Below are 26994 nucleotides of genomic sequence, written 5' to 3'. Positions count from 1 at the left end.
ATAGAATATGTTATAATTTAAAACTTTTAAAGGACCATTTTTTCAATTGGACAAACCAAAATACCTTCGGCACCAGCTTCTTTCAATTGATCGATCACGTCCCAAAAAGTATCTTTGTCGATTACAGAATGTACGCTGCTCCATCCTTCTTGTGCTAACGGCAAAACCGTCAAACTTCGTAATACGGGAAGAATTTTACCAACTGCTTCAATTTTGTCATTTGGAACATTCATCAAAATGTATTTTGATTTTCTTGCTCTTAAAACTGATTCGATTCTGAATTTTAACGTGTCAATTATTTTTTGAGATTCTGGGCTTACTTTTGGCGATACAGCCAAAACGGCTTCACTTTTAAAAATAACTTCAACCTCTTTTAGATTATTTTTGAATAAAGTACTTCCGCTGGAAACAATATCAACAATAGCATCAGCAAGACCAATGTTTGGAGCTATTTCAACAGAACCTGAAATTTGGTGAATATCTACTGTTACACCTTTAGAATTAAAAAAATCAAGCACTGTTTTGGGATACGAAGTGGCGATACGCATCCCGTCTAAATCTTTAACGGATTTGTATTCAAATGCTTTTGGTACTGCAACAGATACTTTGCATTTTGAAAAACCTAATTTTTGAATTACTTCAATATTGCCCCCTTTTTCAACCAATAGATTATCGCCAACAATAGCAATATCTACCACACCATCCATCAAATATTGAGGAATATCTGAGTTTCTTAAATATAAAACTTCTAAAGGAAAATTGGATGCTTCGGCTTTTAATTGGTCGATTCCGTTATCAATTGAAATACCTGCATCTTTTAGAATTTGAATGCTGTCTTCGTTTAAACGTCCTGATTTTTGAATTGCAATTTTTAATGTACTCATTTTGTTTTTTTTTTGTTTTTGTTTAAAATATTTTGATTGAGTACAAATAATGGGTAATAAAAAACCCGTTTGATGTACTCAAACGGGTTTTTAGAATATGATGATTTACACACATACCATTAACACATCGCTTGAGAGCAATAATGAAAATGATGATGATGCAATTGATTTGTAAACATTTTTATATTGGATTATTTTAAATCTTTTGCAAATATAAGAGATAAATTATTTACAAAACAATTTTTATTGTAACTTAATTACGAATTTTTGTTAAATGGATTTTACTCTTCTTCATTTTTACGTTCTTTTTCTACAGATATATTCTCATTTCCCGGCGCAGATACAGTATTATTTTCTCTAATTTCTGTATGACGAATTTCTCCTCCGGAAGTCCCTACATTTATCGACATAGCTCCACTGATCAAGGCTAAAATAAGCGTAATCAAGGAAAATATTTTAGCCAATCGGAACTTTTTTACAGTCGCTAGTAATGAAATCAATGCAAAAACTCCCGTTACATAAAGTACTAGAGCAAATTTCTCCGCTAATTCTTCGTGTTCATGGATAATTGCTTTACCAATATTTGGAAAATCTTCAACCATCTCTTCTGCTCCCTCTCCCGTTCCCATGCTGAATGCACCAAAAATAGCTGCGACAATAAACAAAATACAAGCCGTGTTTTTTACCGAATTGTTATTTAAAAATATTCCTGCAATCAAAATTCCAATTCCAAAAATAGTTCCGATAATTGGAAAATGGTTTACCACCATGTGTAAATGAGCATCATTCATAATTTTATTTTTTTAATTAATTAGCCAAATCAAACACCCCTTTTGTTAAAATTCTTGAAGAAGCATTTATTATCGAATTTGGAAGTATTTCGATGAATTTCTCAGACTTTTCACCCACAGTAACGCTTATTTTCTTGAATGTATATCCATTTTTTTCATTCTCTAATAAAAGCACGAAATTTTTATTATTTTCTGTTATTAATGCTTCAGAAGGAATGGCTAAACCTTTTTTGGAATCAATGATTATTTCAGCTTCAACAAACATTCCTGTTAATAATTTTTGTTTAATCGCATCGTCTAAATGTCCATGAATATTAATCGTTCTGTCGTTTCCTTCAATTGATTTTCCAACCAAATGTACTTCGGCATTAAAAATGTCTTTGGAAGCTTCAGGAACTTTAAAATAGATCTTTTGTCCAATTTTTACATTTAAAATATCTTTTTCAAAAACGGCTAACTCTAAATGCAAATGATCCGTATCGACAATTTCTAAAATCACATCCGAAGGGGCTACATACATTCCCACATTGGCATTCATAATCACAATATCGCCCGTTATTGGAGAAAAAATAGTGATGGTTGAAGTCATAATTCCTTTCTCTACATTTCTTGGATTAATATTCAAAAGCACTAATTTGGCACGTAAACTTTGATGCATGGCTCTGGCTCTTCTGTAGTCACTTTCGGCTTTTAAGTAATTTTTTTGCGAAGTGATTTTTTCATCATATAAGGTTTTTTGTCGGTCGTATTCTGACTTCAAGAAATTAAGTTGCTCCGCCACTTCCATATACTCTTTTTGAATGTCAAGAAATTCGGTACTCTGTAGCGTTAACAAAGCTTGTCCTTTTGTCACTTTATTTCCAACCAACAACGTTGTTGATTTTACATAACCACCCATAAAAGTATTCACTCTAGCTCTATTTTGTGGTGGAACATCAATTTTTCCTGATGCTTTTACCGTTACATCAAAATTCTGCTCTGTTGGACTCGCAATCTCCATTCCCGAAGATTTAAATTGGGCGGAAGTTACAGTTGTCAAACCGTTGTCTTTTTGTTCCACTTCCTCTGTTTTCGATTCTTTACAGGAAAATAAAACAAGAGTTAATGTAATAATATATATAGATTTTTTCATCAGTTGCATTTTAAAAATTTAGGTATTGTAAATCTAATTGGGTTTGATTGAATTGTAAAATAGTATCTAAATAATCGACTTGAATGGTTGTGGCGTTTTCTAAACTTTGGATGTATTGAAAAAAATCAATCTCACCATGTTTATAACTGTTATTCCCTACTTTTATAATCTCATCTGATAATTTTTTTCCGTATAGATTATAGTAGTTTATCGATTCCTGATATTTAGCTAATTCATTCTTTTTTTGATTCATGTACTTCTCTATTTTCACTTCTTCATTTTGCTTTTGTTGTTCCCAACTTTGCAATTCAAGCTGCGCTACTTTAGTTTTAGAAACCGTACCAGAGTATAATATTGGTACAGCTAAACCAACTTGAAAACCATACAAAGATTGTGACAATCCGTTATTTCTTCCTTGAAAATAATCCAAGTTTATATCCGGTAACCAATGTTGCTTTTGTAGCTTTATTTGGTTTTTATAATTTTCAGTAATGCTTTCTAAATAAGCAATATAAACACTATTACTTGTTTGATTAGTAGAAGTAATTAAAGGTGTGATCGAATTGTTATTTATTGTTATTATTTCATCGATTTGCAGCAAAGATTGCAACAACTCATATTGTGCTTTTTTATCACTTTCAATTTGCGAAAGCTTGGTTCTAATTTGTCTGAATTTAGCTTGAGCCGTAATTTTTTCGAGATAATTCGTTTCTCCCAATTCAAAACGTCTGTCACTTGCTTTCGAGAAATTTTGGTACAAACTATCCAAATATTGATACAATTTTTCTTGATGTTGTAAATAAATAATATGCTGATACGACTTAGAAACAGCCAACGAAAGTTTGTTTATTTGAATATCCAAATTGGCTTTTTCCCTTTCATATTCAGAGGAAAAAACTTTTTTCTGTGCTCCGTAAACCGTTGGAAAAGAAAAGCGTTGTTGTACACCAAAAACACGCAATGGCTGGTTATTCAGTGCCAAATTATTTTGATCGTAACTGTAATAAATATTGGTTTTATCAAAAGTATTTGCGGTTTTGATGTTGGCTTTTGTTTTATCCACTTGCAATTGAGCTGCTTTTATTCCTTTATTATTTTGAATTGCTTTATCCAATAAACTATCCAATTCAGGATTAGAATTTTGTGAAAAAGCCAACGAAGAACTCAACAATAACAAAATGATAAAAGTGGTACTTTGATGTTTCTTGAACTTCGCTTTTTTGAAGGTTTGACTATCAAAAACTTTGTATAAAATAGGCAGCACAATCATCGTCAAGATCGTTGCCGTAAACAATCCGCCAATGACTACCGTTGCTAATGGTCGTTGCACTTCGGCACCAGCCGAAGATGAAATTGCCATTGGTAGAAATCCTAATGCGGCAGCCGAAGCAGTTAATAAAACCGGACGCAATCTATCGGTAGTTCCTTTTAAAATTAATGCATCCATATCTTTCATACCTTGATGTTTGAGTTCTTTAAAATGTTCGATTAGTACAATTCCGTTCAATACTGCAATTCCGAAAAGTGCAATAAAACCAACGCCTGCCGAAATACTGAACGGCAAATCTCTAATCCATAAAAATAATACGCCACCAACCGCTGATAAAGGAATTGCTGAATAGACCATTAACGCTTCTTTCACGGAGCCAAATGCAAAATACAATAGGATAAAAATCAAAAATAAAGCAATAGGAACTGCAATCATCAAGCGGGCTTTGGCGCTTTGTAAATTTTCAAATTGTCCGCCGTATTGCACGTAATATCCGTCTGGCATTTTAACCTGAGTAGCTACAATTTTCTGAATATCGGTCACAACACTTTGTAAATCTCGGTTCCGAACGTTGATTCCCACTACAATTCTTCTGTTGGTATTGTCTCTTGAAATTTTTGCTGGACCTTCCGTATATTTGATAGAAGCGAGTTCGCTCAACGGAATTTGTTCTCCGTTGGCCGTTGGCACATATAAATTACGTAAATCTTCAATGTCGTGCCGATTTGCTTGATCCAAACGGATTACCATATCAAAACGTTTCTCTCCTTCAAAAACATTTCCAACGGTTTTTCCGGCAAAGCCCAGCGCTATCATTTCGTTCAAATCGGCAATATTCAACCCATAACGGGCAATTTTAGAACGATCATAAACGACAGACATTTGTGGCAAACCTTCCGTTTTTTCGATAATAATATCCGAAGCGCCTTCCACTTTTGCGATTGCATTTTTGATTTCCTGCGCTTTTTGTGCCAATATGTTTAGGTCTTCGCCAAAAACTTTAACTGCCACATCTGATCGGGTTCCAGAAATTAATTCGTTGAAACGCATTTCGATAGGTTGCGTAAATTCGATTTCCATATTTGGAATTTCCTTTTCCAATGCTGCTTTTATTTTGTCTGCCAATTCATCTTTGGAGGAAGCCGAAGTCCAATCAGATTTCGGTTTCAATTTTACAATAACATCACTTTCCTCCATAGACATAGGATCTGTAGGCACTTCGGCAGCTCCAATTCTGCTGACAACTTGTGTAACTTCGGGGAAATTATTGAGGATTATTTTCTCTATTTTAGTCGTTATCGCAATTGTTTTTGTCAAAGAAGTTCCTGTTTTTAAAACGGGCTGAATAACAAAATCACCTTCATCCAGCGTAGGAATAAATTCCCCTCCCATAGTCGCGAATAATCCACCTGCAAGAATTAACAAACCTAATGCTCCGTACATTACTTTTTTGGTATTGCCTATTGCCCAAGTAATTATCGGCAAATACCAAGAATTGAGTTTACGTATTAATTTACTAGACAGTGAATTTGGATTTTCTGCTTTTGGTTTTAAAAACAAAGAAGAAACCACTGGAACATAGGTGAAACAGAAAATCATTGCGCCTAATAATGCGAAGCTAAACGTCATCGCCATCGGTTTGAACATTTTACCTTCGATTCCGGATAACGATAGAATTGGAATAAAAACAATCAGAATAATCAATTGGCCAAAAATAGCCGAATTCATCATCTTAGAAGCACTTTTATACGTGATTTGATCAATTTCGAGCTGGCGTTCTTCCTTGCTTAGATTTACTAAATGCGCTGATTTACTGGCAATTTGGAACGCAATAAACTCGACAATTATTACGGCACCATCGATGATAATTCCAAAATCTATCGCACCAAGACTCATCAAATTAGCATCGATTCCAAAAATATTCATAAACGAAATAGCGAACAATAAACACAACGGAATCACAGAAGCCACAACCAATCCCGAACGCCAGTTTCCTAATAAAAGAATGACAACAAAAATTACGATTAAACATCCTAAAATCAAATTTTCGGCAACGGTAAAAGTCGTTTTTCCAACCAATTCGCTTCGTTCCAAAAATCCATTAATGTAAACACCATCAGGTAAAGTTTTTTGGATTTCGGCAACTCTATTCTTAACATCATCAATTACCTGTTTCGAATTTCCACCTTTGAGCATCATCACTTGCCCCAAGACTTTTTCGCCTTCGCCATTTCCCGTGATGGCACCAAAACGGTTAGCATGACCAAAACGAACTTGTGCAACATTCTTGATATAAACGGGCAATCCATTAGCATTTGTAACAACGATATTTCCAATATCTTCTAGCGAATTTACCTTTCCCTCACCTCTAATAAAAAAACTTTGATTTACTTTCTCGATGTAAGCTCCACCAGCAATACTATTATTTTTTTCAAGCGCTGTAAAAACATCCAATGTTGTAATGTTCATCGCTTTTAATCGCGAGGGACTGATTGCTATTTCATATTGCTTTAAAAAACCGCCCCAAGTATTGATTTCGACAACACCTTTTATTCCTGATAGCTGACGTTTTACCACCCAATCCTGAATGGTTCGTAAATCAGTAACGGAATAATTATTCTTGAATTCTGGTTTTACTTCTAACGTATACTGGTAAATTTCCCCAAGTCCTGTAGTGATTGGACCCATTTCCGGTGTGCCAAAACCTTGCGGGATTTTCTCCGAAGCTGTTTTAATTTTCTCAGCGATAAGCTGTCTTGGAAGATAGGTTCCTAAATTTTCATCAAAAACAATCGTAACAACTGATAAACCAAATTTTGAAATGGAACGGATTTCTTTGACACCAGGCAAATTAGCCATTTCAATCTCAACAGGATACGTGATAAACTGTTCAATATCTTGCGTAGAAAGGTTACGAGAAGTCGTGATTACCTGAACTTGGTTGTTCGTCACATCAGGAACTGCTCCGATGGATATTTGGAAAACAGAAAACAGACCAAATCCGAAAACTCCCAAAGTAAAGAGCAAAACAATAAGTTTATTTTTTAAACTAAAAGCAATAATTTTTTCGAGCATTTTTATCTTATTTGTACTTCAAAAGTAAGGCCTAAAGATAAGGATTTCCTTAAGAACTACTTAAGTTCTGCTTCAAATAAACTTAAAATTACTGTGGTTCCACTATTTTCCTGACTGTTAATTACAATATCAATGTTGAGCAAGGAACACAATCTTTTTACGATAGACAATCCTAAACCTGTTCCTTTAATTTCTGGATGATTACTGGATTTTGAACGGTAAAACTGATTGAATATTTTTTCTAAATCCTCTGCTGGAATACCAATGCCGGAATCAGCAATGTAGCACTCAATTTTAGAACCAATAGATTTTAGGATAACTGCCAAATTTCCGTTTTGATTTGAATATTTTATTGCATTTGATATCAAATTATTAATCACTATCGAAAACAAATAATTATCCGTTTCCATGTAATAATCTTTAGAAAATTCAGTAGAAACGGTAATGTTTTTAGATTGAATGACAGTAGAGTTTCGGGCGATTGTATCTAAAAATAAGGCGTTCAGATATACTTTTTCCGTAGTTAAGGTCTGCTTTTGGTTTTCAAATCGAGCTAATAAAAGTAACTGATCTAATAAATGATTCAAGCGATTAACTTCTGTTACACAAAAATTAATTTTTTCTTCATATTCAGCGTGATCTCTGGGTTTGCGTATTAAAACTTCCAAAGTTCCTTTGATCACCGTTAATGGCGTTCTTAATTCATGCGATGCATCCGAAGTAAATTGCTTTTCGCGTTCAACGGCCGTTTCAATTCGGTCTAATAAATTGTTGATAGTTTGAGATAATACAAACAATTCGTCACGGTTTTGCGGTAACGGAATTCGGGAAGTAAGATTGTCTTTGGTAATAATATTTGACGTGGTAATAATAGAACTAATCGGTTTTATACTCCTTCCGGCGAAAAAACGAGCAATAAAAAACAGCACTATCAAAATTACGGGATAAGCAATTATCAATACTTCGGATAAATTGTTGAGTACCATTGTTGCATCTTCCAGTGACATGGCAATCATAATGTACCCAATTATTTTTGTTTTTTGATAAATAGGAACCTGAATTTGACGGATTGCGTTATCTGCTAATTTGGCATCAAAGAGTTTATTTTCTGCCTTTTCTTTATTAAAAATTAAAGTAGATTTTTTAAGATTGGGTGATTTTTCAATCACATTTCTATTTTGATCTACAAACTGAATAAATACTGGATTTACGTCCAGCGTGTTGTGTTCTCGCTCCTTCCATTCTTCCTCATGAATCAAACGAAAACTATCGCCAACAATAATAATTTCGGTGAGATGTTTGTCAACTTCACTCGTAATATCACTGTTAACATGACTGTAAACACTAAATTTAACAATTGAATAAATGATAAAGAAAACCACAAAAATCAATAAAGCTGTGGTAACAATATAGTTAGAAGCAATTCTATTTTTAAAGGAAAGTTGTTGCATTTTTATTTAGTCATTAGCAATATACCCTACACCACGAACCGTTTTTATGTAGTCTTGTTCAATTTTTAAATTTAATTTTTTGCGAATTGCATTCATAAAAACATCAATTACGCCAGTGTCATATTCAAAATGAATGTCCCAAACATCCTCAATAATTTGGGTTCTAGTGCATACTTTACCTTTGTTTTTTACCAAATATGTCAGTAGTTCAAATTCACGCTGAGTCAATGCCACTTCAATTTCATTTACTAAAACACGGTGTTGTGGAATATCAATTTTGATGGTACCAAGAGTCAGAATTTCATCTTCGTTTTGATTTCTGAAATGAATTTTGATGCGTTCTACCAATTCATCAAAACTAAAAGGTTTCTTGATGTAGTCATTGGCACCAGCTTTCAATCCTTCAATTGTTTCCTGAACGGTATCTTTTGCAGTCAGAAAAATGATTGGAGTCGCAGTATTTTTTAATCGAATGGATTTACAAAGTTCTAATCCAGTCATTTTTGGTAACATCCAATCCAATAAAATCAGATCAAAATTCTCTTTTTGTGACAGTTCAAATCCTTTCAAACCATCCGAAGCACTGCTAATTGTATAGCCTTCTTCCTCTAATCCTTGTTGCAGAAATTGAACAATTCCGGCTTCATCTTCTACAATTAATATATGCATTTTTATAGTTTTTGTAAATTTAGGTTTTATTGCATTACAAATTTGAAAGCGATGGTAGCAATATCCGCAGTTAGATGATCACTTCTCTCATAATGATTGAATCTAAAATCAATATTTTTCAAGCCAAATTTCCAAATTTTGCCCGCAGTAAAAATATCGATGTAATTTATGCCAAAACCGTACTGATTCGCATCAAATGTTGCTAAATCAGCATCCGATGTATAAAATTTTTCTGTTGACAAATGGCTTTCGTAAGGCGCATAATATTTAGAAGCCGTTTGTGTGTAATAGCGATACATAGGAAAAACAGTAAACTTATCCGATAATTTCACAGGAAGTTCAATAGTAGCAGTGTGGGATTGAATGTCCCAATTATCAGAATAAAAACGATAATAAGTACGCACTATAAATCGCTCATTGATGTAATAATTCAAACGTGCTCCAACGGGAAGTTTAAAACGAGAATCCGGTAATCGTTCTATATCGTCTGCTAATTTGTAGACTCCAGCATTACTTGTACTTTCGTAATTGCTGATATATTGCGGCTGTCCAATGTAAAAATTAGCTTTGTCAGCAAAATAAATTCGGTGATAAGGAGACGACAATAACCCTTGTTGCTGCAATACATCTAAGAAAACAGAAACTTGTAATTTCTTGGTTAAAACCTGAGAAAAACCAACCGATGCTGAGAACGAATTTCGGTTAACCGCATTTACTGTTTGAAACGCTGAAGGCAAATAATTAGTTGTGGATTGTCCATTTTGATCCAAAACCGACACTCCGCTAAAGTAGCCTTGATTTAAAAAAGCAGCACCATATTTTGAATATTCATGAAGTTCTGTTGGATAAATAGGTCTCCATTGATCTAAATATGCATTTACTTTCAAGCTTAATTCTGTGTTTTTTTCGTTAAAAAGACTAGCTATTCCGCCGCCAAAACCAACCGAAGTATAATCATATTCATTGGAGAAAGACACATCAGTATTCCAAATAAAATTTCTGGAATCGCTACTATGACTGTAATTAGCAACAATTGACACTAATTGATCACTTCGTGAAGCACCCGAAGAAGCTTGCCACGGTGTACCAGAAGGTCCAGCAGCTACGACTCTATCATCATCTTCTTCGCCACCAGAAGCTCCAGTAGAATTAAATGGATTGATATTACTGGAAGATGCTGATGAATAGGCTGATATTCCTAAATCAATTGTTAATACATCATCATCATTCAACGGCATTGCCACAACAATATTGGAGGCAACATCGGTCAGTTTCTCCGAACCAATTCCACCTGAAACGGCTGATTTTGATCCGTCTTGGTTGTAATAACTGGCTAGAAAGTCGACTTCTGTGCTTTCTAATACTCTTTTTTTGAAAACAGGTTCCTTACTGTTTTCTTGAGAAAAAGCAGTTGCCGTAATTAGGATAAAAAGAGATAAAATTTTTATTTTCATTTTCTAATGGATTGAAATTTACAATCTGAATTGATGTTTTAAATTAATTGCAACCACAACCGCCACCTGATTTTCCACCATTGGCACCTGCAGCAGCTTCACGATATACTTGAAAAGAAGTTTCATAACGTTCTGCCGTTCGTGCGGAAAGCTTCATATCGGGATCATTTATTTTCTCTTTTTCGTATTCTTTTACAGAGCTGCACGATTGCAAAATAAAAAGTGTAAAAAACACAAAGGCTATCTTCTGTTTCATGATTGTATTTTTTTATTAATTATATTTTTTGATATCAATTCCATTTGACGAATGAATTTTGCCTTTATCATCTACAATAATGCATTCCAGTCCTTTAATTTGATTAACAAGATCCAACCCTACTTCTACTCCAAGGACAAAAATTCCAGTTGCCATGGCATCAGCAATTTCAGTTTGCTTTGCAAAAACAGAGACACTCACAATACCACTTGCTGGATAACCTGTTCTGGGATCAATGATGTGGGAATATCGGATTCCCTTAAAATTTACATATTTTTCATAACTGCCCGAAGTTTCCACAGCGCTGTCTTCTATTGGGAAAGTGGCAAAAATTCTATTTTTGTTTAAAGGGTTTACGATTCCTACAGTCCAAGGTTTTCCGTCCGGTTGTTTCCCCCAAGCATTAATATCACCCGAAACATTTATAATTCCGGAAAGACAGCCTTTAGAAAATAATAAATCTTTCACTTTATCAGCAATATAACCTTGTCCAATACCGCCCAAACCTAATTTCATTCCTTCTAATTTTAGAAAAATAGTATGGTCTTTTGGATTCAAAATAATGTTTTTATATCCAATTTTTGCGACTGATTTTTTTATGGCTTCTTCGGTTGGCATTACTTTCATAGAACCATCAAACTTCCATATTTTGTCCATCGAAGCATAGGAAATATCAAACGCACCATTCGTTATTTGGGAGATTTTAATCGCTCTTTCGACCAATTCAAAAACTTCGGTATCCACTTTTACGAGTTTTATACCTGCATTGCGATTGATTTCTGAGATTTGTGTCGTTGGAATCCAATCTGAAATTAAATTTTCAATTCGTTTTACTTCGCCTACAGCCATATCAATATATTCGTTGGCTTTTATAGTGTCATTTGCAACAGCAGTAACCTCAAATGGACTTCCTAACATAAACAACTTTCTCTTGTGCGTAATTTGAGCAGTTGCTAGTATAGTTGTAAATAAAAAGCCTATGAAGAGTAGTTTTTTCATTATTTCTCAAAGGAATGAATGTTTTGAATGTATTCTTGCGGAGTTACATTTTTGTAACCGGTGATTCCTAATACACTTCCTGATTGATCCAAAAGTAGCACTAAAGGGAAATTTCCAGATTTGTTGTATTGCTCTGCCAATTTTTTATTGCTGGCAGTTAGTTCTGCTGATAATAAATTTGCTTTTTTCTTTGGAAAATCTGCTTTGTAAATGATCCATTTTTGTTCTGATTCTTTTTTAAAATCTTCCGATTTCCAAATGGTATTCTCTAATTTAATGCATGGCGCACACCAGTCTGAACCGGAAAAAACAAGTAGAATGTTTTTATTTTCTTTAATCGCTTGCATTTTTGCTTGTTCAAAATTCGTTTTCCAAACTTGAGAATAGCCTAAAGTTCCTATCAAAAGAAACAAAATCATACTATTTTTTTTCATTGAAATACCGTTTACATTTTGAAGTAAAATTATTCAATTTACACCAAATCAAATCTCTTGTTTCTTGATTTTAAGCTAATATTAATTTTAATGAAAACATTAAGCAAATCTTAAAAATATAAAGTGGTAATATATCTTACATTTACATAAACTTCTAATTATGAGTATTTTAAAAAAATCAACACCCTTTTATCATTTACTTTTGTTTTACATTAGTATAAATTTTGTTGTACGAATTATTCTTTTTTATCATCCCATCACACAAACCTCATTTACTTGGATTGATACACTATCGTTATTTGTTTTTGGGTTGCTTTCTGATGTTTTTATTTTTATTTTGGTCAGTGGATTTTTGTGGTTGTATCTTATTTTTATATCCAATGCAAAATATTACAAGCCTTATGGATACCTAATTTTTGGATTGTTGAACGCCTTATTGCTTTACGTTGCATTTGGAAACACTATACTCAACGAATATGGTAGTGCTTTACCAAAAATTGTAACCGCTTTCCTGTCCATAAAAACGATTTTGTTCGGATTATTACTTTTTTTACCAAAATATAGAAACCAAATCCGATTTTGGTTATTTTCCTTTGTCATTTTCCTTTACGTAGTTTTAATGCTGCAAAACGCAATCAGTGAGTATTTTTTCTGGAATGAATTTGGGGTGAGATACAATTTCATCGCAGTAAATTATTTGGTTTACACCAATGAAGTTATCGGAAATATCATGGAATCCTATCCTGTTATTCCGTTGTTTTCAGCGCTGTTTATTATTGCAGGATTGGTTACTTACTACATTGTAAAAAGATCAAAAAATTATATTGAAAGCATTCCTGTTTTTGTACAAAAAATCCAAATTTCAGGAATTTACCTGCTGCTGTTCGGATTATCATTATTGGCAATTCCTACTTTATCTGCCAAAGAAAATTCGCAAAATATATTTACCAATGAATTACAAGCTAACGGTTTGTATAAATTCTACCAGGCCTTTATGAAAAGTGAATTGGATTATTTTAAATTCTATCAAACAGTTTCTAATAACGCAGCTTTTGCTCAACTAAAACAACAAATTCCTACCATTTCAGGAGAAACTACTTGGAGACAAATAAAAAATGACGCAGCTGAAAATCACAAAAATGTGGTTCTGATAACTATTGAAAGTTATAGTGCTGAGTTTATGAAAATGTATGGAAATGAGGGAAATATTACTCCCTTTATAGACAGTTTGGCAACTAAAAGTTTAGTTTTTACAAACCTTTATGCTGTGGGAAATAGGACGGTTCGAGGACTTGAAGCGGTTACATTATGCTTTCCTCCTACAGCTGGCGAAAGTGTAGTAAAGCGAGACGATAATAAAAATAAATTCTCTACTGGAAGCATTTTTAAACAAAAAGGATATGCGGTAAAATTCATGTATGGAGGCGATTCTTTTTTTGATAATATGAGTAATTTCTTTACCGGAAACGGATACGAAATTGTAGACAAAAAAACGTTTGAACCCAACGAAATCACTTTTGCTAATATTTGGGGCGTTTGCGATGAAGATATGTACAACAAAGCCATCAAAGAAATGAACAAAGAAGCAGCAGCAAATAAGCCGTTCTTCAATCACATTATGACCGTGAGCAACCACAGACCATTTACCTATCCAAATGGGAAAATTGATATTCCTGGCGATGCAAAATCTCGTAATGGTGGTGTAAAATATACGGATTATGCGATGAAAAAATTCTTTCAAATGGCCAAAAAACAACCTTGGTTTAATAATACCGTTTTTGTGATTCTAGCCGATCATTGCGCTTCGAGTGCAGGAAAAACAGAACTTCCAGCGGATAAATATAGGATTCCGGCATTAATTTATAGTCCGGGATTTGTTGAGCCAAGAAAATACACCAATTTGATGTCACAAATTGATGTGATGCCAACAGTATTCGGTTTATTGAATTTTGATTACCAAAGTAAATTCTTTGGTCAGGATGTTTTAAAACCAGAGTATAAACCAAGAGCTTTAATTGCTACGTACCAAGATTTAGGATTGATTAAAGACAATGTTTTAACAATTCTTTCGCCGAAACAAACCGTAAAACAATTTCAATTGACTTTGAAACCCAATCAAAAAGTAGCTGCTGATTTTCAAATATTTTACGATGAAATACCGATCACAAAAGAAAGAACGGATTTAGTAAACGAAACCATTTCCTACTATCAAACAGCCTCGGATATGTTGAAGAAAAAGAAATATCAAAAAATTAATTAGCATAAAAAAACGGGTGAAATTGAAGTTTCACCCGTTTTTAATTGGAAATATATCGTTATTCTTTTTCGTTAGATAAACCAAAAAGATTCCCTTTTTCAAAAGTTTTTAAATCCTTTTTTAAAGTTTTACTGTTACGCTTAGTAAGTTCAGTAGCATCAAGGTTACTTAAATCTGGTTTTCCAGCATTGACCCAAGCCGTGTACCAAAAACTTGCTGTTGCGGTTATCGCTTTTCTCATTTGCTTTTCGACCATTCCATCCATATCAGCATGCAATTGCTTAGCATAATCGTCAGAATACAAAGTTCCACCATATTTGTTTTTTACAATTTCTCCAGCGGCATCAGTTACAAAAATTTTATTTTCAGGGGTTGCTGTTCGTAGCTTTTTATCAATAGCAAGTAAAGGCTCTACCAAACTGTGCGTGTCAAAAATAAGATCCCATGTTGCTTTTTCAACGTTTTCTAGATAAACACCTTGAGGAACATTGAACTTATAATCTTTTACAAATAACTCCGGCAAACGGCTTTCCCACAAGGAATGAATTCCTTTTTGACCTGTATTTTGTCCGTCATGATTGTCTGATGTATGCAACGGCATGTGCGCATCAGCAATATAATGACCTAAATCTCCCGCAATGAATAGTATTTCATTTTTTCTTTTGTCTTTGAAAGCTTTGGTCAATTTTACCATCATATCCTGAATATACCAAGGTAAAATTCCGTTTTTAGTCAAAAACTTCTCATCGTATTTCAGTTTTGCTTCTTCCATAGTTTTAGGAAAAGTTTCTACTGCACCAAAATTTTCCATGTCAAAATAATGACGAGGTGGCTCCATTTTATCATTCAAAACATTTCTTCTCAAATCTGGAACTGTAGATTCCTGAGTAATGAAATCAATATGATTGTAAAAAAAAGTCTGTAATGGTTTTGGCAATGCCATTACTGCGGCTCTATTGATTCGTTCGTGACCAATAACGCCCCATGACAAAAGAAAAAGTGCAACTCCAAGAGCAGATAAAGTCACAAGTGTAGGTTTAATTTTAAAATTTTTCATTAAATTTATTTTTTTTGAAGTACAAATGTATTTCTTTAAATCGTTATTAGAAAAAATTGGGTTTAAGATTCTGTTATAAAAAAAAAGAAAACTACAACTATGTTTCGACATCAAGGAAAAAACAGAACTTTTATTCATAATCTACGATTAGCCACTTTATTATCTTTTGTTGCTGGTATTGTAAATGTTACAGGAGTTTTATCGGTTCAAACATTAACAACAAATGTGACGGGACATTTTGCTTATTTTGCCGAAGAAATCATGAAACGAGATTACGCAGCCGCAATCACTTTTTTTGTATTTACTGTTTTCTTTTTGTTTGGCGCCTTTACTTCTAATTTTTTAGCGGAATTGATTTCGAAAAAAAATCCCAATTTATCACATGTCATTCCTATCTCATTAGAGATGATTATTTTAATTGCTGTGGGAGTTTTTGGAATCGCCTCGAATTTATCTAGTTCTGAAGGAAAATGGATTGCTTTCGCGATGCTTTTTGCGATGGGAATACAAAATTCTTTGGTAACCAAAATTTCTCAATCTACAGTTCGAACCACCCACTTAACCGGGCTTTTTACCGATTTAGGAATCGAATTGTCTCAATTATTTTTCTATAAAAAACCCGAAGAAAAGAAAAAATTAAAAACCAGTATTTATCTGAGATTATCCATAATTATTTTCTTTTTTATCGGTTGTATTTCAGGTGGTTTTCTTTATAATATATTGGAAATGAAAACTCTTTTTGTTGCTGCAACCTTTTTATTATTTGCTCTTTTGTATGACTATCTCCGATTGCAATTTCACGTTATCAAACGAAAAACTTTTCATCACAAAACTATTTTAGATAAATAATTGAAATTAAAGTCGCAATTGCAATAAATGTCCAGAGCAAGATTCCCTGCGCCAGCGGTTTTAATCCCACTGATTTTAAGATATTTATATTTAATCCGGCTCCAATCAGAAACAAAGTTACCGTAAGACCAATTTTGGCAACCGAAACCAACTGCGGTGCTACACTCTCCATTTGTGGCAGATAGGTATTGGCAATCATTGCCAAAATAAACAATCCGATAAAATAAGGAATTTTTATTTTACCAGATTTATTTTTAAAAATAAACGCCGTAATCAGTGCAATAGGGATAATCCATAACGCTCGGGCTAATTTTACTGTTGTGGCTATTTGCAAGGCTTCAGGGCCAAATCTACTCGCGGCTCCCACCACAGAACTAGTATCATGAATGGCAATGGCACACCATAATCCGAACTCTTTTTGAGTTAAATCCAACCAATGACCCACGGCAGGAAATAAAAACAGCGCTGCTGAATTCAGGATGAATATCACTCCCAGAGCAATTGAGGTTTGTTTTTCATTGGATTTGATTACTGGTGCAATCGCTGCAATGGCACTTCCACCACAAATCGCAGTTCCACAAGAAATTAAATGAGATGTTTTCTTATCGGTTTTAAACCATTTTCCAAGAAAAGTTCCTAAAATTAAAGTACTCACAATAGAAATAATGGTAAACAAAAAACCTTCCTTTCCTGCAGCAACAGCAATATGAACATTCATTCCAAATCCTAAACCAACGACTGAAAATTGCAACAGATAATTGGTGGCTTTGTGATTCAATTCTAAAAAAGGGTGTCCGAAAAAGTTGGCGACAATCAATCCAAATACTAAAGCAATTGGCGGAGAAGCGAAAATTGGGGATAACAATAGCAAGACAACAAAAATAAGTTGCTGCAAAGGGGCTTCAACTTTAAAAAAAATAAAAGATTCTTTTTGAATTCCTTTTTGATGCGTTTCCAATGTAAAGTTGTTGAATTAGTACAGTACAAAGGTGGAACGATAAAACTGGTAATACCAATCGCAAATTATAATCCGCTATAACTTTAAATTATAATGATTGGAAATGTTTTGGATAAACAAATCCGCTAGTGAATCCGTTTTTCCCTGTAACGTAATGACATAAAAGAAACGTTCAATAACTAAGTCTTTAATATCTAATATAGCCAATTCATTGTTTCGAAGTTCTTTTTTTATCGCATGAATCGAGATAAAAGCCACACAGTCAGAGTTCATCAAATAGGATTTTATACTTTCGGTACTTCCCAATTGCATTTCAATTTGTAGTTCCGATAGTTTAATATCAAATGGTTTCAACGCATGCTCAATAACTTCAAGTGTTCCTGATCCTTGTTCTCGCATTAAAAATCGCATACTTTTAAGCTCTTCCTGAGTCACTTCATCACGATTCACCAATGGATTGGTACTTTTACATACTAAAACCAATTCGTCTTTTAAAAACTCGGTATATTTAATCGATTTATTTTTTGATTGTCCTTCAACAATTCCCATTTCAATTTCCTGGTTTAATAAAGCGTTTTCAATTTGTTCTGTATTTCCATTGAGTAAACTCACTTTCACATCTTCCAATTTTTGATGAAAACGGGCTAAAAGTGGCGGAATAATATACTGAGAAATCGTTGTACTGGCGCCTAATCGCAACAATCCGGAACGTTGATTAATAAGCGTGTTCATATCAAAATCGATCTCGCGATATACTTCGAAAATGTTTTTGGTATGTTTTAATAATACTTCACCGGCAGTTGTCAATGCTATTTTAGAACCATTCCTGTCAAACAGTTTGATTTTATATTGCTCTTCTAATTCCTGAATATGTTTTGAAATCGCTGGTTGCGTAATAAACAATTCGGTTGCCGCTTTTGTAAAACTCAAACGGTTGGCAACAGTATAAAATACTTTTAGTCTAAAATCCATTTATTTAATTCGCTTAATTCTACAAATATCAGTATTTTATTGAGTACATTGTTAAAACATATAAGTCATTTAAGTTTTAATTTGAATAAATCAAGTTAAACTAATAGTACATTTAAGATAGCCACATTGCTTTATAAAAAACGATTTTAACTTATATTCCTTTTAAACGACACAATTAACAAACTTCTTTCTTTTTACTTCAATAACTTATATGTTTAAAATCAACTATATTTATTTTAAGATATAGCAGTTTAATTATACTATAATAAGCCATTATATTTTCGAACAAACCATTCGGTTGCCAGCAAAACTGAAATTAAAACCAATAACCAAATCCAATCAATCAAAGGAGTTTTTGTAACAGAATTCTTTTGAATCGCTTTGTATTCCTCATTTTCTAAAAGTGTTTTAATTAACACATCTACTTGATCTGGGAATATAACTTTTCCCTGTGTTTGTGTGGCTAATTGTGTCAATTTCTCCACATCAGGATTAACAAATTGCTTTTCGATATCAAAATCAAGAATTTCAAAAGTACTGGAATAGGTCGTTTTTGAGTTCAATTCTTTTACTGTAAATGCATAAGAACCCGCTTTCAATCCATCAAGATTGACTTTATAGGAATTATTTCCTTTTAATAAATCGTAATTTTTCGTTTGCTTCGTTTTGGTGTTTGTTACCGCAATTGTCAAACGGGCTTTTTCATCAAACTCATAATTTTTATTGAAAAATTGAGCAGTTATTTCAATCGCTTCCCCTGAATTATAAAAACTTTCATGTTCTACTACCAATGATTTTTTAGAATTATTCGAAGCCAAAAACTGAATAATCTTATCGATGAAAATATCATATTTTTCAAAAGATTGATTGTTGACATGGGTTTGCAAACGCCATTTCCAACTGTTTTCTCCCAAAAGATAAGCAGCTCGTTTGCCTTGATTTTCTGAAAAAGCTAGCAGAGGCGAATTCGTATCTATCGCTCTGATTTTAGACGAAAGCAAAACGGAAACAACTCCTTTTACAGTTACGGTTCCAAATGCATTTTGCAAAGGCGGTAAATTTTCAAACCCGATATTGTCCGCTGCAAACAAATTAAACTGTCCATTAAAAACCGACAAATAATCTTCTTTTTGTCCGCTCATTTTAAAGTTCAGATTATCTTGTTGCTGATTCAGGAAATTGAAATCGGTGTTATTTCCAGTAATGATAAACGTGTTGATTCCTACAACTTTATTATTCTCAAAAATAGTTTTAAATTCGGTTGTTGGTTGGTATAAAATCAGAACATTAAAATCTTGTAATATTTTGATTTCATTAGGTTTAACAATCGTTACTTTACGTTGAACATTGGATTCAATAGCTCTTTTCATCGCTCCTAAATCTGGATGATTTATAGCCGAAACAATAGCAATCTTTGTTTTTTGGTCAATGACTTCAACCGCAAAATTCTTGGTGTTGTTATAGGTGTTTTTTTCTTTTTCCTTGGATGAAATTGTAGCTTTAAAAACCTGTAAACCTATTTTATCAGCTGGTAAAAGTACGTTTACAGTTGCTGTTTTCTTGGATGTTGAAAAGGTAATGGATTGTTTACTGAATACCGAATTCCCTTGTGAAATAACAAAATCAGCTGTTATTGTTTTGGCTCCTGAATACTGCAAAAAAGCCTCGACCGGAAATTTATTTTTGTGAAAAGCGTATTTATTAACGTTCAGTTGATTGATTTTAAAATCTAAAAAAGTCGTTGTATCGCCTACAATTACTGGATATACTTTATTTGCTTCATCAAAACTGTACACATAATCATTCCCAGAAGTTTGATTTCCATCTGAAATCAAAACCGTTGGATAACTTGCGTTTTTATAAATGCTTTTTAGATTTTTCGCAACAACATCAATATTGGTTTGAGTACCTTTAAAATCAAATTTTTCCGTTGGTTCAAAATCATCTGAAAACTGATACGTTTGCACGTCGAATTTCTCTTGTAAATCGGAATTTGATTGTATTTTTTGATACACTTCCATTGCTTTTTCGTTGGCATTCAAAAAAGAAATAGAACTCGAATTATCAACAACAATCGGTAAAGGAGTTTTTACGGTTTCAAGCGTATTTTTGGTTATTTTTGGATTAATCAACAACAACAAAATTCCAAAAATGGATAAAAAACGCAAAAAAGCCAAAAACCAACCGACTTTCGATTTGTTTTTGGCTTTGTAGATGTATTGAAAAAACGACAATCCTCCCGCTATTAGTAAAGAAAGAAGTAATAATAGTAGCGTGTTTGTTGTCATTTATTCTGTATTAAAAGATTGAATGATTTAAAGATTAAAAATTAATTACACAATTCAAAAATCTTTAAATCTTTGAATTTTACAATCTTTCAATTAATCTAGGTAAGCATTCCTCCACAAACATTCATGACTTGTCCAGTTACATAAGCGCTCATATCCGAAGCGAAGAAAAGACACGCATTAGCCACATCTTCAGTCGTTCCGCCACGTTTCAACGGAATTCCGTCTCTCCATCCTTTTACAACATCTTCGTTTAATTTAGCCGTCATTTCCGTTTCAATGAATCCTGGAGCAATTACATTACAACGAATGTTTCTAGAACCTAATTCTAAAGCTACCGATTTAGAAAAACCAATAACTCCCGCTTTAGAAGCTGCGTAATTCGTTTGCCCAGCATTTCCTTTCACTCCTACAACTGAACTCATATTGATTATTGAACCCGAACGTTGTTTTAGGAAAGTACGTTGAATGGCTTTAGTCATATTAAAAACCGATTTCAAATTCACATCAATTACTTGATCAAAATCGCCTTCAGACATACGCATCAACAGGTTGTCTTTAGTGATTCCGGCGTTGTTTATAAGAATATCAACTGTTCCAAATTCAGCTAAAACTGCGTCCACAAGAGTTTGCGCTTCATTAAAATCAGCTGCATTCGATTGATATCCTTTGGCTTTAATTCCAAGAGCGTTCAATTCGTTTTCCAATGCCATAGCAGATTCAATTGATGAACTATACGTAAAGGCAACGTTTGCACCGTGTTTTGCAAAAACTTCCGCAATTCCTTTCCCAATTCCGCGACTCGCACCAGTAATTATGGCAACTTTTCCTTCTAGTAATTTCATATTCAAAAATTAGTTTAAATTTTATTTGGAGCTATTCCTGCTATCCGCTTCAATCTTTTATGAACGCTATCGCTTACATAAAAGGATTTCCACTACTATCAGGGCTATCTTACACGTGTCAAATATATAATAATTCCCTTTTTAAAAAAAATTCAAAAGCAATAACAGTCAAAATTCAATTCTTAAATATTAAAGAATCGCTTGGTCCATTTATCCCAAAACGAACTGTAAATCGCAACCAATGTGAAAACTAATAAAAATAAATGATACCAAGCATTACTAATTAAATCAAAGAAATTTAATTTACCATTCGCGTAACTCAAAATAAGCAATATTTGTGCGCCATAAGGTAAAATTCCTTGAATAATACACGAAAATATATCCAGAATTGCCGCTGTTTTTTTTGGATTTAAATGGTATTCATCATTAATTTCTTTGGCAATAGGTCCTGTAATTACAATAGAAACGGTGTTATTTGCTATCGCTAAATTAGCGAAACCTACTATAGCGCCAATTCCCGCTTGAGCTGATTTTTTACTTTTAATTCTTTTTTTAATTAGAACTAATAAATACGTAATTCCACCCGCTTTATCTACCATAGCAGCTAAACCTCCAGTAAGCATTGATAATAAGAAAATATCAGTCATACTGGTAAAGCCTTCATATATCTTTTGAGTGAATTCCATCAGCGTAAAAGAACCACTAAAATAACCAATAATTCCAGCTAATAAAGTTCCAATAAGCAATGTTGAAAAAACATTAACACCCACAACTGCCAATACAATTACTAAAATGTAAGGTACAATCGCAATCCAAGAAAAATCATTTTTGGCAATGGCAACGGTCACAATATCCGAGTTTAAACCAAGATAAAAGAAAACCAAAATAGTCAAAATTGCAGCTGGAAAGGCAATGAACACATTAATTTTGAACTTATCTTTTAAATCACATCCTAACGATTGCGTTGCTGCGATGGTCGTATCAGAAATCATGGAAAGATTGTCTCCCAACATAGAACCACCTAATAAAGCGCCAGAAATAAGTGGTAATGAAGCGCCGCTTTTATCAGCTAATGCTACAGCTATCGGACCAATCGCAACAATTGCACCAACAGAAGTTCCTGTAGCAGTTGACAAAAAAGAAGCAATCAAGAAAATTCCTAACGGAAAATAAGCAACATCAATTGTATTTATACCAAGATTCACCACAGCGTCTACTCCACCCATCGCTTTACTAACTACTGCGAAAGCTCCTGCAAGCAAGTAAATTAAACACATCGTCATGATTTTACTCTCACCACAACCTGCAATTAATGTAGCCACTTTATCCTCAGTAGAGGATTTGAATAATAAAAAAGCAGCAATGATACCAACTAAAACAGCTACTGGTGATGGAAAAGCATAAAAATCATTTAGAATAATTCCCGCTCCCAAGAAAGTAAAAATAAAAATGAATAAAGGAATCAAGGCAAAGGCGTTTCCTTTTTCTTTTGAAAATAAAGTCATAAAAATAATTTTAAATTAAAAATTATGACGAAAAACAAAGCTAAATATGGGAATGTAAACAACATTTTTTCCAAAGGATTTGGCTTATCGTTTTAGCACCTTGCTTGTTGTTGCAGGTTGCTATCCTATTGCAGGATTCGTGATAACGGGTGCAAAAGTAATTAATTATTTATGAAATATTTTGAATTTTATTCAAAAAAATAATAAAACAAAAAAAGCGCCACATAAAAATGTAGCGCAATTATAAGTAAGATATTGAAAAACAGTCTTTAAATAATTAAAAAGCTACATTCCATTTTGGTAATCTTCCATTTTCGTCTAGGAAATTTTGTAAAACTTGTCCTTCTACGAATGTTGGAATCACTTTAGTTTTATCGTTGAATGTCTCATACCAAACTACTTCTAGCGTGCTAATATCTTCAATTTTCATTTGTGCTGGCCAAGAATACTTTCTTCCTGTTTTTGCAAATTGGTGTCCTTCAACAATTTTGTCATTTAGACCACCATTTTTAATTTTCAAAGTACCATTATTTTGAACAGTTCCAGTAGAACCAACCATGATTAGCTCTTTTTCATCCCCAACAGAATACACTAAAAACACTCCAGATCCTTCTGATGCGTTACAAACTTCTGCTAAACTATCTTCTACAGTAAATGAAAACTGATTGGTAACTTTGAATTTTTTTAACTCTTTATACATAATATTTTATTTTAATTTGAATTGGTTTCGGCAAAAAAATACCCCACAAAATCGTGAGGTCCATTAGAAACCATTCGTTTGTATTTGTTCTTATTACAATTGAATCTGCAAAACAGAAATATTTAATAAAGTGCAAAGATATTTCTTTAATTGAATTTATAATAAAAAAGCCCCACAAATTGTGAGGCTTCTAGAAATATTTAATAGGAGTTTAAATTAACCTAAAACTTCTTTTACTTTTTTACCAATTTCAGCTGGAGAATCTACCACGTGAATTCCACATTCTCTCATGATTTGCTTTTTAGCTTCAGCTGTGTCGTCAGATCCACCAACGATTGCACCAGCATGTCCCATTGTACGTCCTGGAGGAGCTGTAACTCCTGCGATGAAACCTACAACTGGTTTGCGGTTACCATCAGCTTTGATCCAATGAGCAGCATCAGCTTCTAATTGTCCACCAATTTCACCTATCATTACGATACATTCTGTTTCTGGGTCATTCATCAACAATTCAACTGCTTCTTTTGTTGTAGTTCCAATTATTGGGTCTCCACCAATACCAATTGCAGTAGTGATTCCTAATCCTTGTTTAACTACTTGATCCGCCGCTTCGTACGTTAATGTTCCCGATTTAGAAACAATACCAACAGTTCCTTTCTTGAAAACAAAACCTGGCATAATACCAACTTTAGCTTCACCTGGAGTGATAATTCCAGGACAGTTTGGACCTATTAATCGTGCATTTCTTTCTTTAACATAGCTATTCGCTTTTATCATGTCAGCAACAGGAATTCCTTCAGTAATTGCAATAATTACTTTAATACCAGCATCAGCAGCTTCCATTATTGCATCAGCAGCAAAAGCTGGCGGAACAAAAATGATAGTTGTATCAGCTCCTGCTTGTTCTACAGCATCTTTTACAGTATTAAAAACTGGTCGGTCTAAGTGAGAAGTTCCCCCTTTTCCTGGAGTTACACCACCAACAACGTTAGTACCGTACTCAATCATTTGAGAAGCATGGAAAGTTCCTTCGCTTCCTGTAAAACCTTGAACAATTATTTTGGAATCTTTATTAACTAAAACACTCATGATATATTTTTTATGTAGTTTTTAAAATGGTTATGCAAAAGTATAAAATACTAAGCACTAAAACGTATTCAGTATTGAGTTTTTTGACACTAAATTAGGATAATTGACTCATTTGATAGCCTCGATATAATTTATTGTCTTTTATTTGCCAAATAACTATGAAATGGGCCAATAACATTTCTTCTCGTGGGTTCTCAATCGTTTTCACAAAATGAGAATAACGGACCGAAATCAGATCATTTTCACCAATAATATGGCTTATGCGAACCTTAGATCGAACATAAGCTTTGCTTAAATCATTAGACAAATTTAATAACGAATCATAATTAAGTTCTACAAATCCTTTACTACTATTCCATTCAACGATTACGTCTGGATGTAAAAATTCTTTGATAACCTCACCATCAATTAAAGCATCCGATTTATAAAATTTCTGAACAAATTCTTTAGCAGACATATTATTTTAGTTTATTTAGCATTTCGGGTATCTTTTTGATATTAGCCAGTTGTTTCAATTTTTCTCTTGATTCTTCTATTGGCGTACCAAAATAAGATTTCCCACCTTCAACAGATTTTGTCACACCGGTTTGACCCAGGATAATTGCCTTAGCTCCTATAGTAATTCCGCTGGTCGTTCCTACTTGTCCCCAAATAGTAACTTCATCTTCAATAATTACACAACCCGCAATTCCGGTTTGTGACGCAATTAAACATTTTTTTCCAATAACAGTGTCGTGTCCAACATGTACCTGATTGTCAATTTTCGTACCTTCACCAATAGTGGTATCGCCTGTAACTCCTTTATCAATTGTACAAAGTGCTCCAATGCCTACATTATCTTTAATAACCACTCTTCCGCCGGAAAGTAATTGATCATAACCCTCAGGACGTTTTTTATAATAAAATGCATCAGCACCCAAAATAGTTCCTGCATGAATGATTACATTATCCCCAATTACGGTATAATCATAAATCGAAACATTAGAATGAATTAAGCAATTCTTACCAATAACAACATGATTTCCAATAAATGTATTCGGCTGTATCACAGTGCCTTCACCTATTGAAGCTGAAGTAGCTATTGAAACGTTCGAAAATTGAAATGGCTTAAAATAGTTTGTTAATTTATTAAAATCCCTAAATGGATCTTCAGAAATCAACAACGCTTTTCCATCTGGACAAGCTACATTTTTATTGATTAAAATAACCGTTGCTGCAGAATTTAATGCCTTGTCATAATATTTTGGATGATCTACAAAAACAATATCTCCAGATTCAACAACGTGAATTTCATTCATTCCTAAAACAGGAAAATTAGTATCACCAACATATTCGCAGTCGATGATACTTGCAATTTCTTCTAAAGTATAAACTTTTTGGAATTTCATTTATTTAGTATTCAGTGTTCAGTAATCAGTGTCCAGTATATCTGATTACTGAACAATGCAAACTATTCTTTAACTCGTTCCATGTAAGAACCGGATGCAGTATCAATTTTAATTTTATCTCCTTCATTAATAAACAAGGGAACATTTACACTTGCACCCGTTTCAACAGTCGCTGATTTAGTTGCATTTGTAGCTGTATTACCTTTGATTCCTGGTTCAGCATAAGTCACTTCAAGAATAACAGATGCAGGCATATCAACAGAAAGTGGTAAATCAGTCTCTGTATTGATACTTACCATCACATTTTCTCCTTCTTTTAGTAAATCTGGTGAATCTAAAATGTTTTTATTTAAAGTGATTTGCTCGAAAGTCTCTGTATTCATAAAATGAAAATCATCCCCTTCTGGATACAAAAATTGAAATTTATGATTTTCTACTCTAACTTCTTCTATTTTATGTCCCGCAGAAAAAGTATTGTCTAATACTTTCCCATTCGTTAAACTTCTCAATTTGGTTCTAACGAAAGCTGGTCCTTTTCCTGGTTTTACATGAAGAAATTCGATGATTTTGTAAATATCATTATTGTACTTGATGCACAATCCATTTTTAATATCTGATGTTGATGCCATTGTATTTTTTATTTATTTTCCCCACCCCGACCTTCCCCGTAG

The 26994-nt window shown here is 33.4% G+C and carries 23 protein-coding genes and 1 riboswitch; of the genes, 2 read left to right on the top strand and 21 right to left on the bottom strand.

Annotated features, from left to right (window positions below; translation table 11 throughout):
- Positions 1-26: 26 nt before the first annotated feature.
- The 10 genes from hisG to E0F91_RS03115 all read right to left on the bottom strand — a co-directional run bounded on the left by hisG (position 27) and on the right by E0F91_RS03115 (position 12415).
- Complete coding sequence (gene hisG, locus E0F91_RS03160) at positions 27-884, bottom strand: ATP phosphoribosyltransferase (protein WP_132064896.1); 858 nt, start codon at positions 882-884, stop codon at positions 27-29.
- A gap of 281 nt (positions 885-1165) precedes the next feature.
- A complete protein-coding gene (locus tag E0F91_RS03155; protein WP_132064895.1) occupies positions 1166-1675 on the bottom strand; it encodes a hypothetical protein in 510 nt (169 codons plus the stop codon).
- Positions 1676-1691: 16 nt separating this feature from the next.
- On the bottom strand, positions 1692-2807 hold the full coding sequence (locus tag E0F91_RS03150; protein ID WP_132064894.1) for an efflux RND transporter periplasmic adaptor subunit: 1116 nt from the start codon (positions 2805-2807) through the stop codon (positions 1692-1694).
- 10 nt (positions 2808-2817) lie between these two features.
- A complete protein-coding gene (locus E0F91_RS03145) occupies positions 2818-7152 on the bottom strand; it encodes a CusA/CzcA family heavy metal efflux RND transporter (protein ID WP_132064893.1) in 4335 nt (1444 codons plus the stop codon).
- Positions 7153-7208: 56 nt separating this feature from the next.
- On the bottom strand, positions 7209-8603 hold the full coding sequence (locus E0F91_RS03140; protein ID WP_132064892.1) for a sensor histidine kinase: 1395 nt from the start codon (positions 8601-8603) through the stop codon (positions 7209-7211).
- Positions 8604-8609: 6 nt separating this feature from the next.
- Positions 8610-9272, bottom strand: a complete 663-nt coding sequence (locus E0F91_RS03135) for a response regulator transcription factor (RefSeq protein WP_132064891.1) — start codon at positions 9270-9272, stop codon at positions 8610-8612.
- Positions 9273-9298: 26 nt separating this feature from the next.
- Positions 9299-10726 carry a DUF3570 domain-containing protein gene (locus E0F91_RS03130; protein WP_132064890.1) on the bottom strand — a complete coding sequence of 476 codons (1428 nt, stop codon included), beginning with the start codon at positions 10724-10726 and terminating at the stop codon, positions 9299-9301.
- Positions 10727-10769: 43 nt separating this feature from the next.
- The gene (locus E0F91_RS03125; RefSeq protein WP_207919026.1) at positions 10770-10982 is read right to left on the bottom strand and encodes a DUF4266 domain-containing protein; all 213 of its coding nucleotides are present in this window, start codon (positions 10980-10982) and stop codon (positions 10770-10772) included.
- 15 nt (positions 10983-10997) lie between these two features.
- Positions 10998-11981 carry an FAD:protein FMN transferase gene (locus tag E0F91_RS03120; protein ID WP_132064889.1) on the bottom strand — a complete coding sequence of 328 codons (984 nt, stop codon included), beginning with the start codon at positions 11979-11981 and terminating at the stop codon, positions 10998-11000.
- Positions 11981-12415: a thioredoxin family protein gene (locus E0F91_RS03115; protein WP_132064888.1), complete on the bottom strand. Its 435-nt coding sequence runs from the start codon at positions 12413-12415 to the stop codon at positions 11981-11983. Before E0F91_RS03115 ends, E0F91_RS03120 begins: the two co-directional genes overlap by 1 nt.
- 160 nt (positions 12416-12575) lie before the next feature.
- Here E0F91_RS03115 and E0F91_RS03110 point away from each other — a divergent pair, with 160 nt between their 5' ends.
- The gene (locus E0F91_RS03110; protein ID WP_132064887.1) at positions 12576-14675 is read left to right on the top strand and encodes an LTA synthase family protein; all 2100 of its coding nucleotides are present in this window, start codon (positions 12576-12578) and stop codon (positions 14673-14675) included.
- 55 nt (positions 14676-14730) lie between these two features.
- Here E0F91_RS03110 and E0F91_RS03105 read toward each other — a convergent pair whose 3' ends face one another.
- Entirely contained in the window at positions 14731-15729 is a 999-nt protein-coding gene (locus E0F91_RS03105; protein ID WP_132064886.1) for a zinc dependent phospholipase C family protein, read from the bottom strand.
- Between the two features lie 99 nt (positions 15730-15828).
- Between E0F91_RS03105 and E0F91_RS03100 the strand changes: the two genes are divergently transcribed.
- On the top strand, positions 15829-16578 hold the full coding sequence (locus E0F91_RS03100) for a YoaK family protein (protein ID WP_132064885.1): 750 nt from the start codon (positions 15829-15831) through the stop codon (positions 16576-16578).
- Here E0F91_RS03100 and E0F91_RS03095 read toward each other — a convergent pair.
- From E0F91_RS03095 to efp, 10 genes are all read right to left on the bottom strand, one after another.
- On the bottom strand, positions 16562-17515 hold the full coding sequence (locus E0F91_RS03095) for a YeiH family protein (protein WP_424955331.1): 954 nt from the start codon (positions 17513-17515) through the stop codon (positions 16562-16564). The two genes, E0F91_RS03100 and E0F91_RS03095, sit on opposite strands and share 17 nt — an antisense overlap.
- 96 nt (positions 17516-17611) lie before the next feature.
- Positions 17612-18508 carry a LysR family transcriptional regulator gene (locus E0F91_RS03090; protein ID WP_132064883.1) on the bottom strand — a complete coding sequence of 299 codons (897 nt, stop codon included), beginning with the start codon at positions 18506-18508 and terminating at the stop codon, positions 17612-17614.
- A 260-nt stretch (positions 18509-18768) separates the two neighbouring features.
- Positions 18769-20796 (bottom strand): hypothetical protein, encoded by a 2028-nt coding sequence (locus tag E0F91_RS03085; protein WP_132064882.1) that lies wholly within the window; start codon positions 20794-20796, stop codon positions 18769-18771.
- A 98-nt stretch (positions 20797-20894) separates the two neighbouring features.
- The gene (fabG, locus tag E0F91_RS03080) at positions 20895-21641 is read right to left on the bottom strand and encodes a 3-oxoacyl-[acyl-carrier-protein] reductase (protein WP_132064881.1); all 747 of its coding nucleotides are present in this window, start codon (positions 21639-21641) and stop codon (positions 20895-20897) included.
- 182 nt (positions 21642-21823) lie between these two features.
- On the bottom strand, positions 21824-23146 hold the full coding sequence (locus E0F91_RS03075; protein ID WP_132064880.1) for a Na+/H+ antiporter NhaC family protein: 1323 nt from the start codon (positions 23144-23146) through the stop codon (positions 21824-21826).
- 54 nt (positions 23147-23200) lie between these two features.
- A riboswitch (SAM-I-IV-variant riboswitch) is annotated at positions 23201-23297 on the bottom strand.
- A gap of 126 nt (positions 23298-23423) precedes the next feature.
- Complete coding sequence (locus E0F91_RS03070; RefSeq protein ID WP_132064879.1) at positions 23424-23846, bottom strand: hypothetical protein; 423 nt, start codon at positions 23844-23846, stop codon at positions 23424-23426.
- A gap of 216 nt (positions 23847-24062) precedes the next feature.
- Positions 24063-24935, bottom strand: coding sequence for a succinate--CoA ligase subunit alpha (gene sucD / locus E0F91_RS03065; RefSeq protein ID WP_132064878.1), 873 nt, complete (start codon positions 24933-24935; stop codon positions 24063-24065).
- Positions 24936-25029: 94 nt separating this feature from the next.
- Positions 25030-25392, bottom strand: coding sequence for a nuclear transport factor 2 family protein (locus tag E0F91_RS03060; protein WP_132064877.1), 363 nt, complete (start codon positions 25390-25392; stop codon positions 25030-25032).
- Between the two features lies 1 nt (position 25393).
- Complete coding sequence (locus E0F91_RS03055; RefSeq protein WP_132064876.1) at positions 25394-26323, bottom strand: UDP-3-O-(3-hydroxymyristoyl)glucosamine N-acyltransferase; 930 nt, start codon at positions 26321-26323, stop codon at positions 25394-25396.
- A 62-nt stretch (positions 26324-26385) separates the two neighbouring features.
- On the bottom strand, positions 26386-26952 hold the full coding sequence (gene efp, locus E0F91_RS03050) for an elongation factor P (protein WP_066077467.1): 567 nt from the start codon (positions 26950-26952) through the stop codon (positions 26386-26388).
- Positions 26953-26994 lie beyond the last annotated feature (42 nt).

The sequence above is a fragment of the Flavobacterium sandaracinum genome (assembly GCF_004349135.1).
Taxonomy (GTDB): domain Bacteria; phylum Bacteroidota; class Bacteroidia; order Flavobacteriales; family Flavobacteriaceae; genus Flavobacterium; species Flavobacterium sandaracinum.
Note: the sequence above shows the minus strand (reverse complement) of the source record. Positions and strands in the feature narration are given on the sequence as shown.

What these genes read in the sequence shown, in the direction of transcription:
- hisG (WP_132064896.1), bottom strand. Translation starts at nt 884, where the DNA reads ATGAGTACATTAAAAATTGCAATTCAAAAATCAGGACGTTTAAACGAA.
- E0F91_RS03155 (WP_132064895.1), bottom strand. Translation starts at nt 1,675, where the DNA reads ATGAATGATGCTCATTTACACATGGTGGTAAACCATTTTCCAATTATC.
- E0F91_RS03150 (WP_132064894.1), bottom strand. Translation starts at nt 2,807, where the DNA reads ATGAAAAAATCTATATATATTATTACATTAACTCTTGTTTTATTTTCC.
- E0F91_RS03145 (WP_132064893.1), bottom strand. Translation starts at nt 7,152, where the DNA reads ATGCTCGAAAAAATTATTGCTTTTAGTTTAAAAAATAAACTTATTGTT.
- E0F91_RS03140 (WP_132064892.1), bottom strand. Translation starts at nt 8,603, where the DNA reads ATGCAACAACTTTCCTTTAAAAATAGAATTGCTTCTAACTATATTGTT.
- E0F91_RS03135 (WP_132064891.1), bottom strand. Translation starts at nt 9,272, where the DNA reads ATGCATATATTAATTGTAGAAGATGAAGCCGGAATTGTTCAATTTCTG.
- E0F91_RS03130 (WP_132064890.1), bottom strand. Translation starts at nt 10,726, where the DNA reads ATGAAAATAAAAATTTTATCTCTTTTTATCCTAATTACGGCAACTGCT.
- E0F91_RS03125 (WP_207919026.1), bottom strand. Translation starts at nt 10,982, where the DNA reads ATGAAACAGAAGATAGCCTTTGTGTTTTTTACACTTTTTATTTTGCAA.
- E0F91_RS03120 (WP_132064889.1), bottom strand. Translation starts at nt 11,981, where the DNA reads ATGAAAAAACTACTCTTCATAGGCTTTTTATTTACAACTATACTAGCA.
- E0F91_RS03115 (WP_132064888.1), bottom strand. Translation starts at nt 12,415, where the DNA reads ATGAAAAAAAATAGTATGATTTTGTTTCTTTTGATAGGAACTTTAGGC.
- E0F91_RS03110 (WP_132064887.1), top strand. Translation starts at nt 12,576, where the DNA reads ATGAGTATTTTAAAAAAATCAACACCCTTTTATCATTTACTTTTGTTT.
- E0F91_RS03105 (WP_132064886.1), bottom strand. Translation starts at nt 15,729, where the DNA reads ATGAAAAATTTTAAAATTAAACCTACACTTGTGACTTTATCTGCTCTT.
- E0F91_RS03100 (WP_132064885.1), top strand. Translation starts at nt 15,829, where the DNA reads ATGTTTCGACATCAAGGAAAAAACAGAACTTTTATTCATAATCTACGA.
- E0F91_RS03090 (WP_132064883.1), bottom strand. Translation starts at nt 18,508, where the DNA reads ATGGATTTTAGACTAAAAGTATTTTATACTGTTGCCAACCGTTTGAGT.
- E0F91_RS03085 (WP_132064882.1), bottom strand. Translation starts at nt 20,796, where the DNA reads ATGACAACAAACACGCTACTATTATTACTTCTTTCTTTACTAATAGCG.
- fabG (WP_132064881.1), bottom strand. Translation starts at nt 21,641, where the DNA reads ATGAAATTACTAGAAGGAAAAGTTGCCATAATTACTGGTGCGAGTCGC.
- E0F91_RS03075 (WP_132064880.1), bottom strand. Translation starts at nt 23,146, where the DNA reads ATGACTTTATTTTCAAAAGAAAAAGGAAACGCCTTTGCCTTGATTCCT.
- E0F91_RS03070 (WP_132064879.1), bottom strand. Translation starts at nt 23,846, where the DNA reads ATGTATAAAGAGTTAAAAAAATTCAAAGTTACCAATCAGTTTTCATTT.
- sucD (WP_132064878.1), bottom strand. Translation starts at nt 24,935, where the DNA reads ATGAGTGTTTTAGTTAATAAAGATTCCAAAATAATTGTTCAAGGTTTT.
- E0F91_RS03060 (WP_132064877.1), bottom strand. Translation starts at nt 25,392, where the DNA reads ATGTCTGCTAAAGAATTTGTTCAGAAATTTTATAAATCGGATGCTTTA.
- E0F91_RS03055 (WP_132064876.1), bottom strand. Translation starts at nt 26,323, where the DNA reads ATGAAATTCCAAAAAGTTTATACTTTAGAAGAAATTGCAAGTATCATC.
- efp (WP_066077467.1), bottom strand. Translation starts at nt 26,952, where the DNA reads ATGGCATCAACATCAGATATTAAAAATGGATTGTGCATCAAGTACAAT.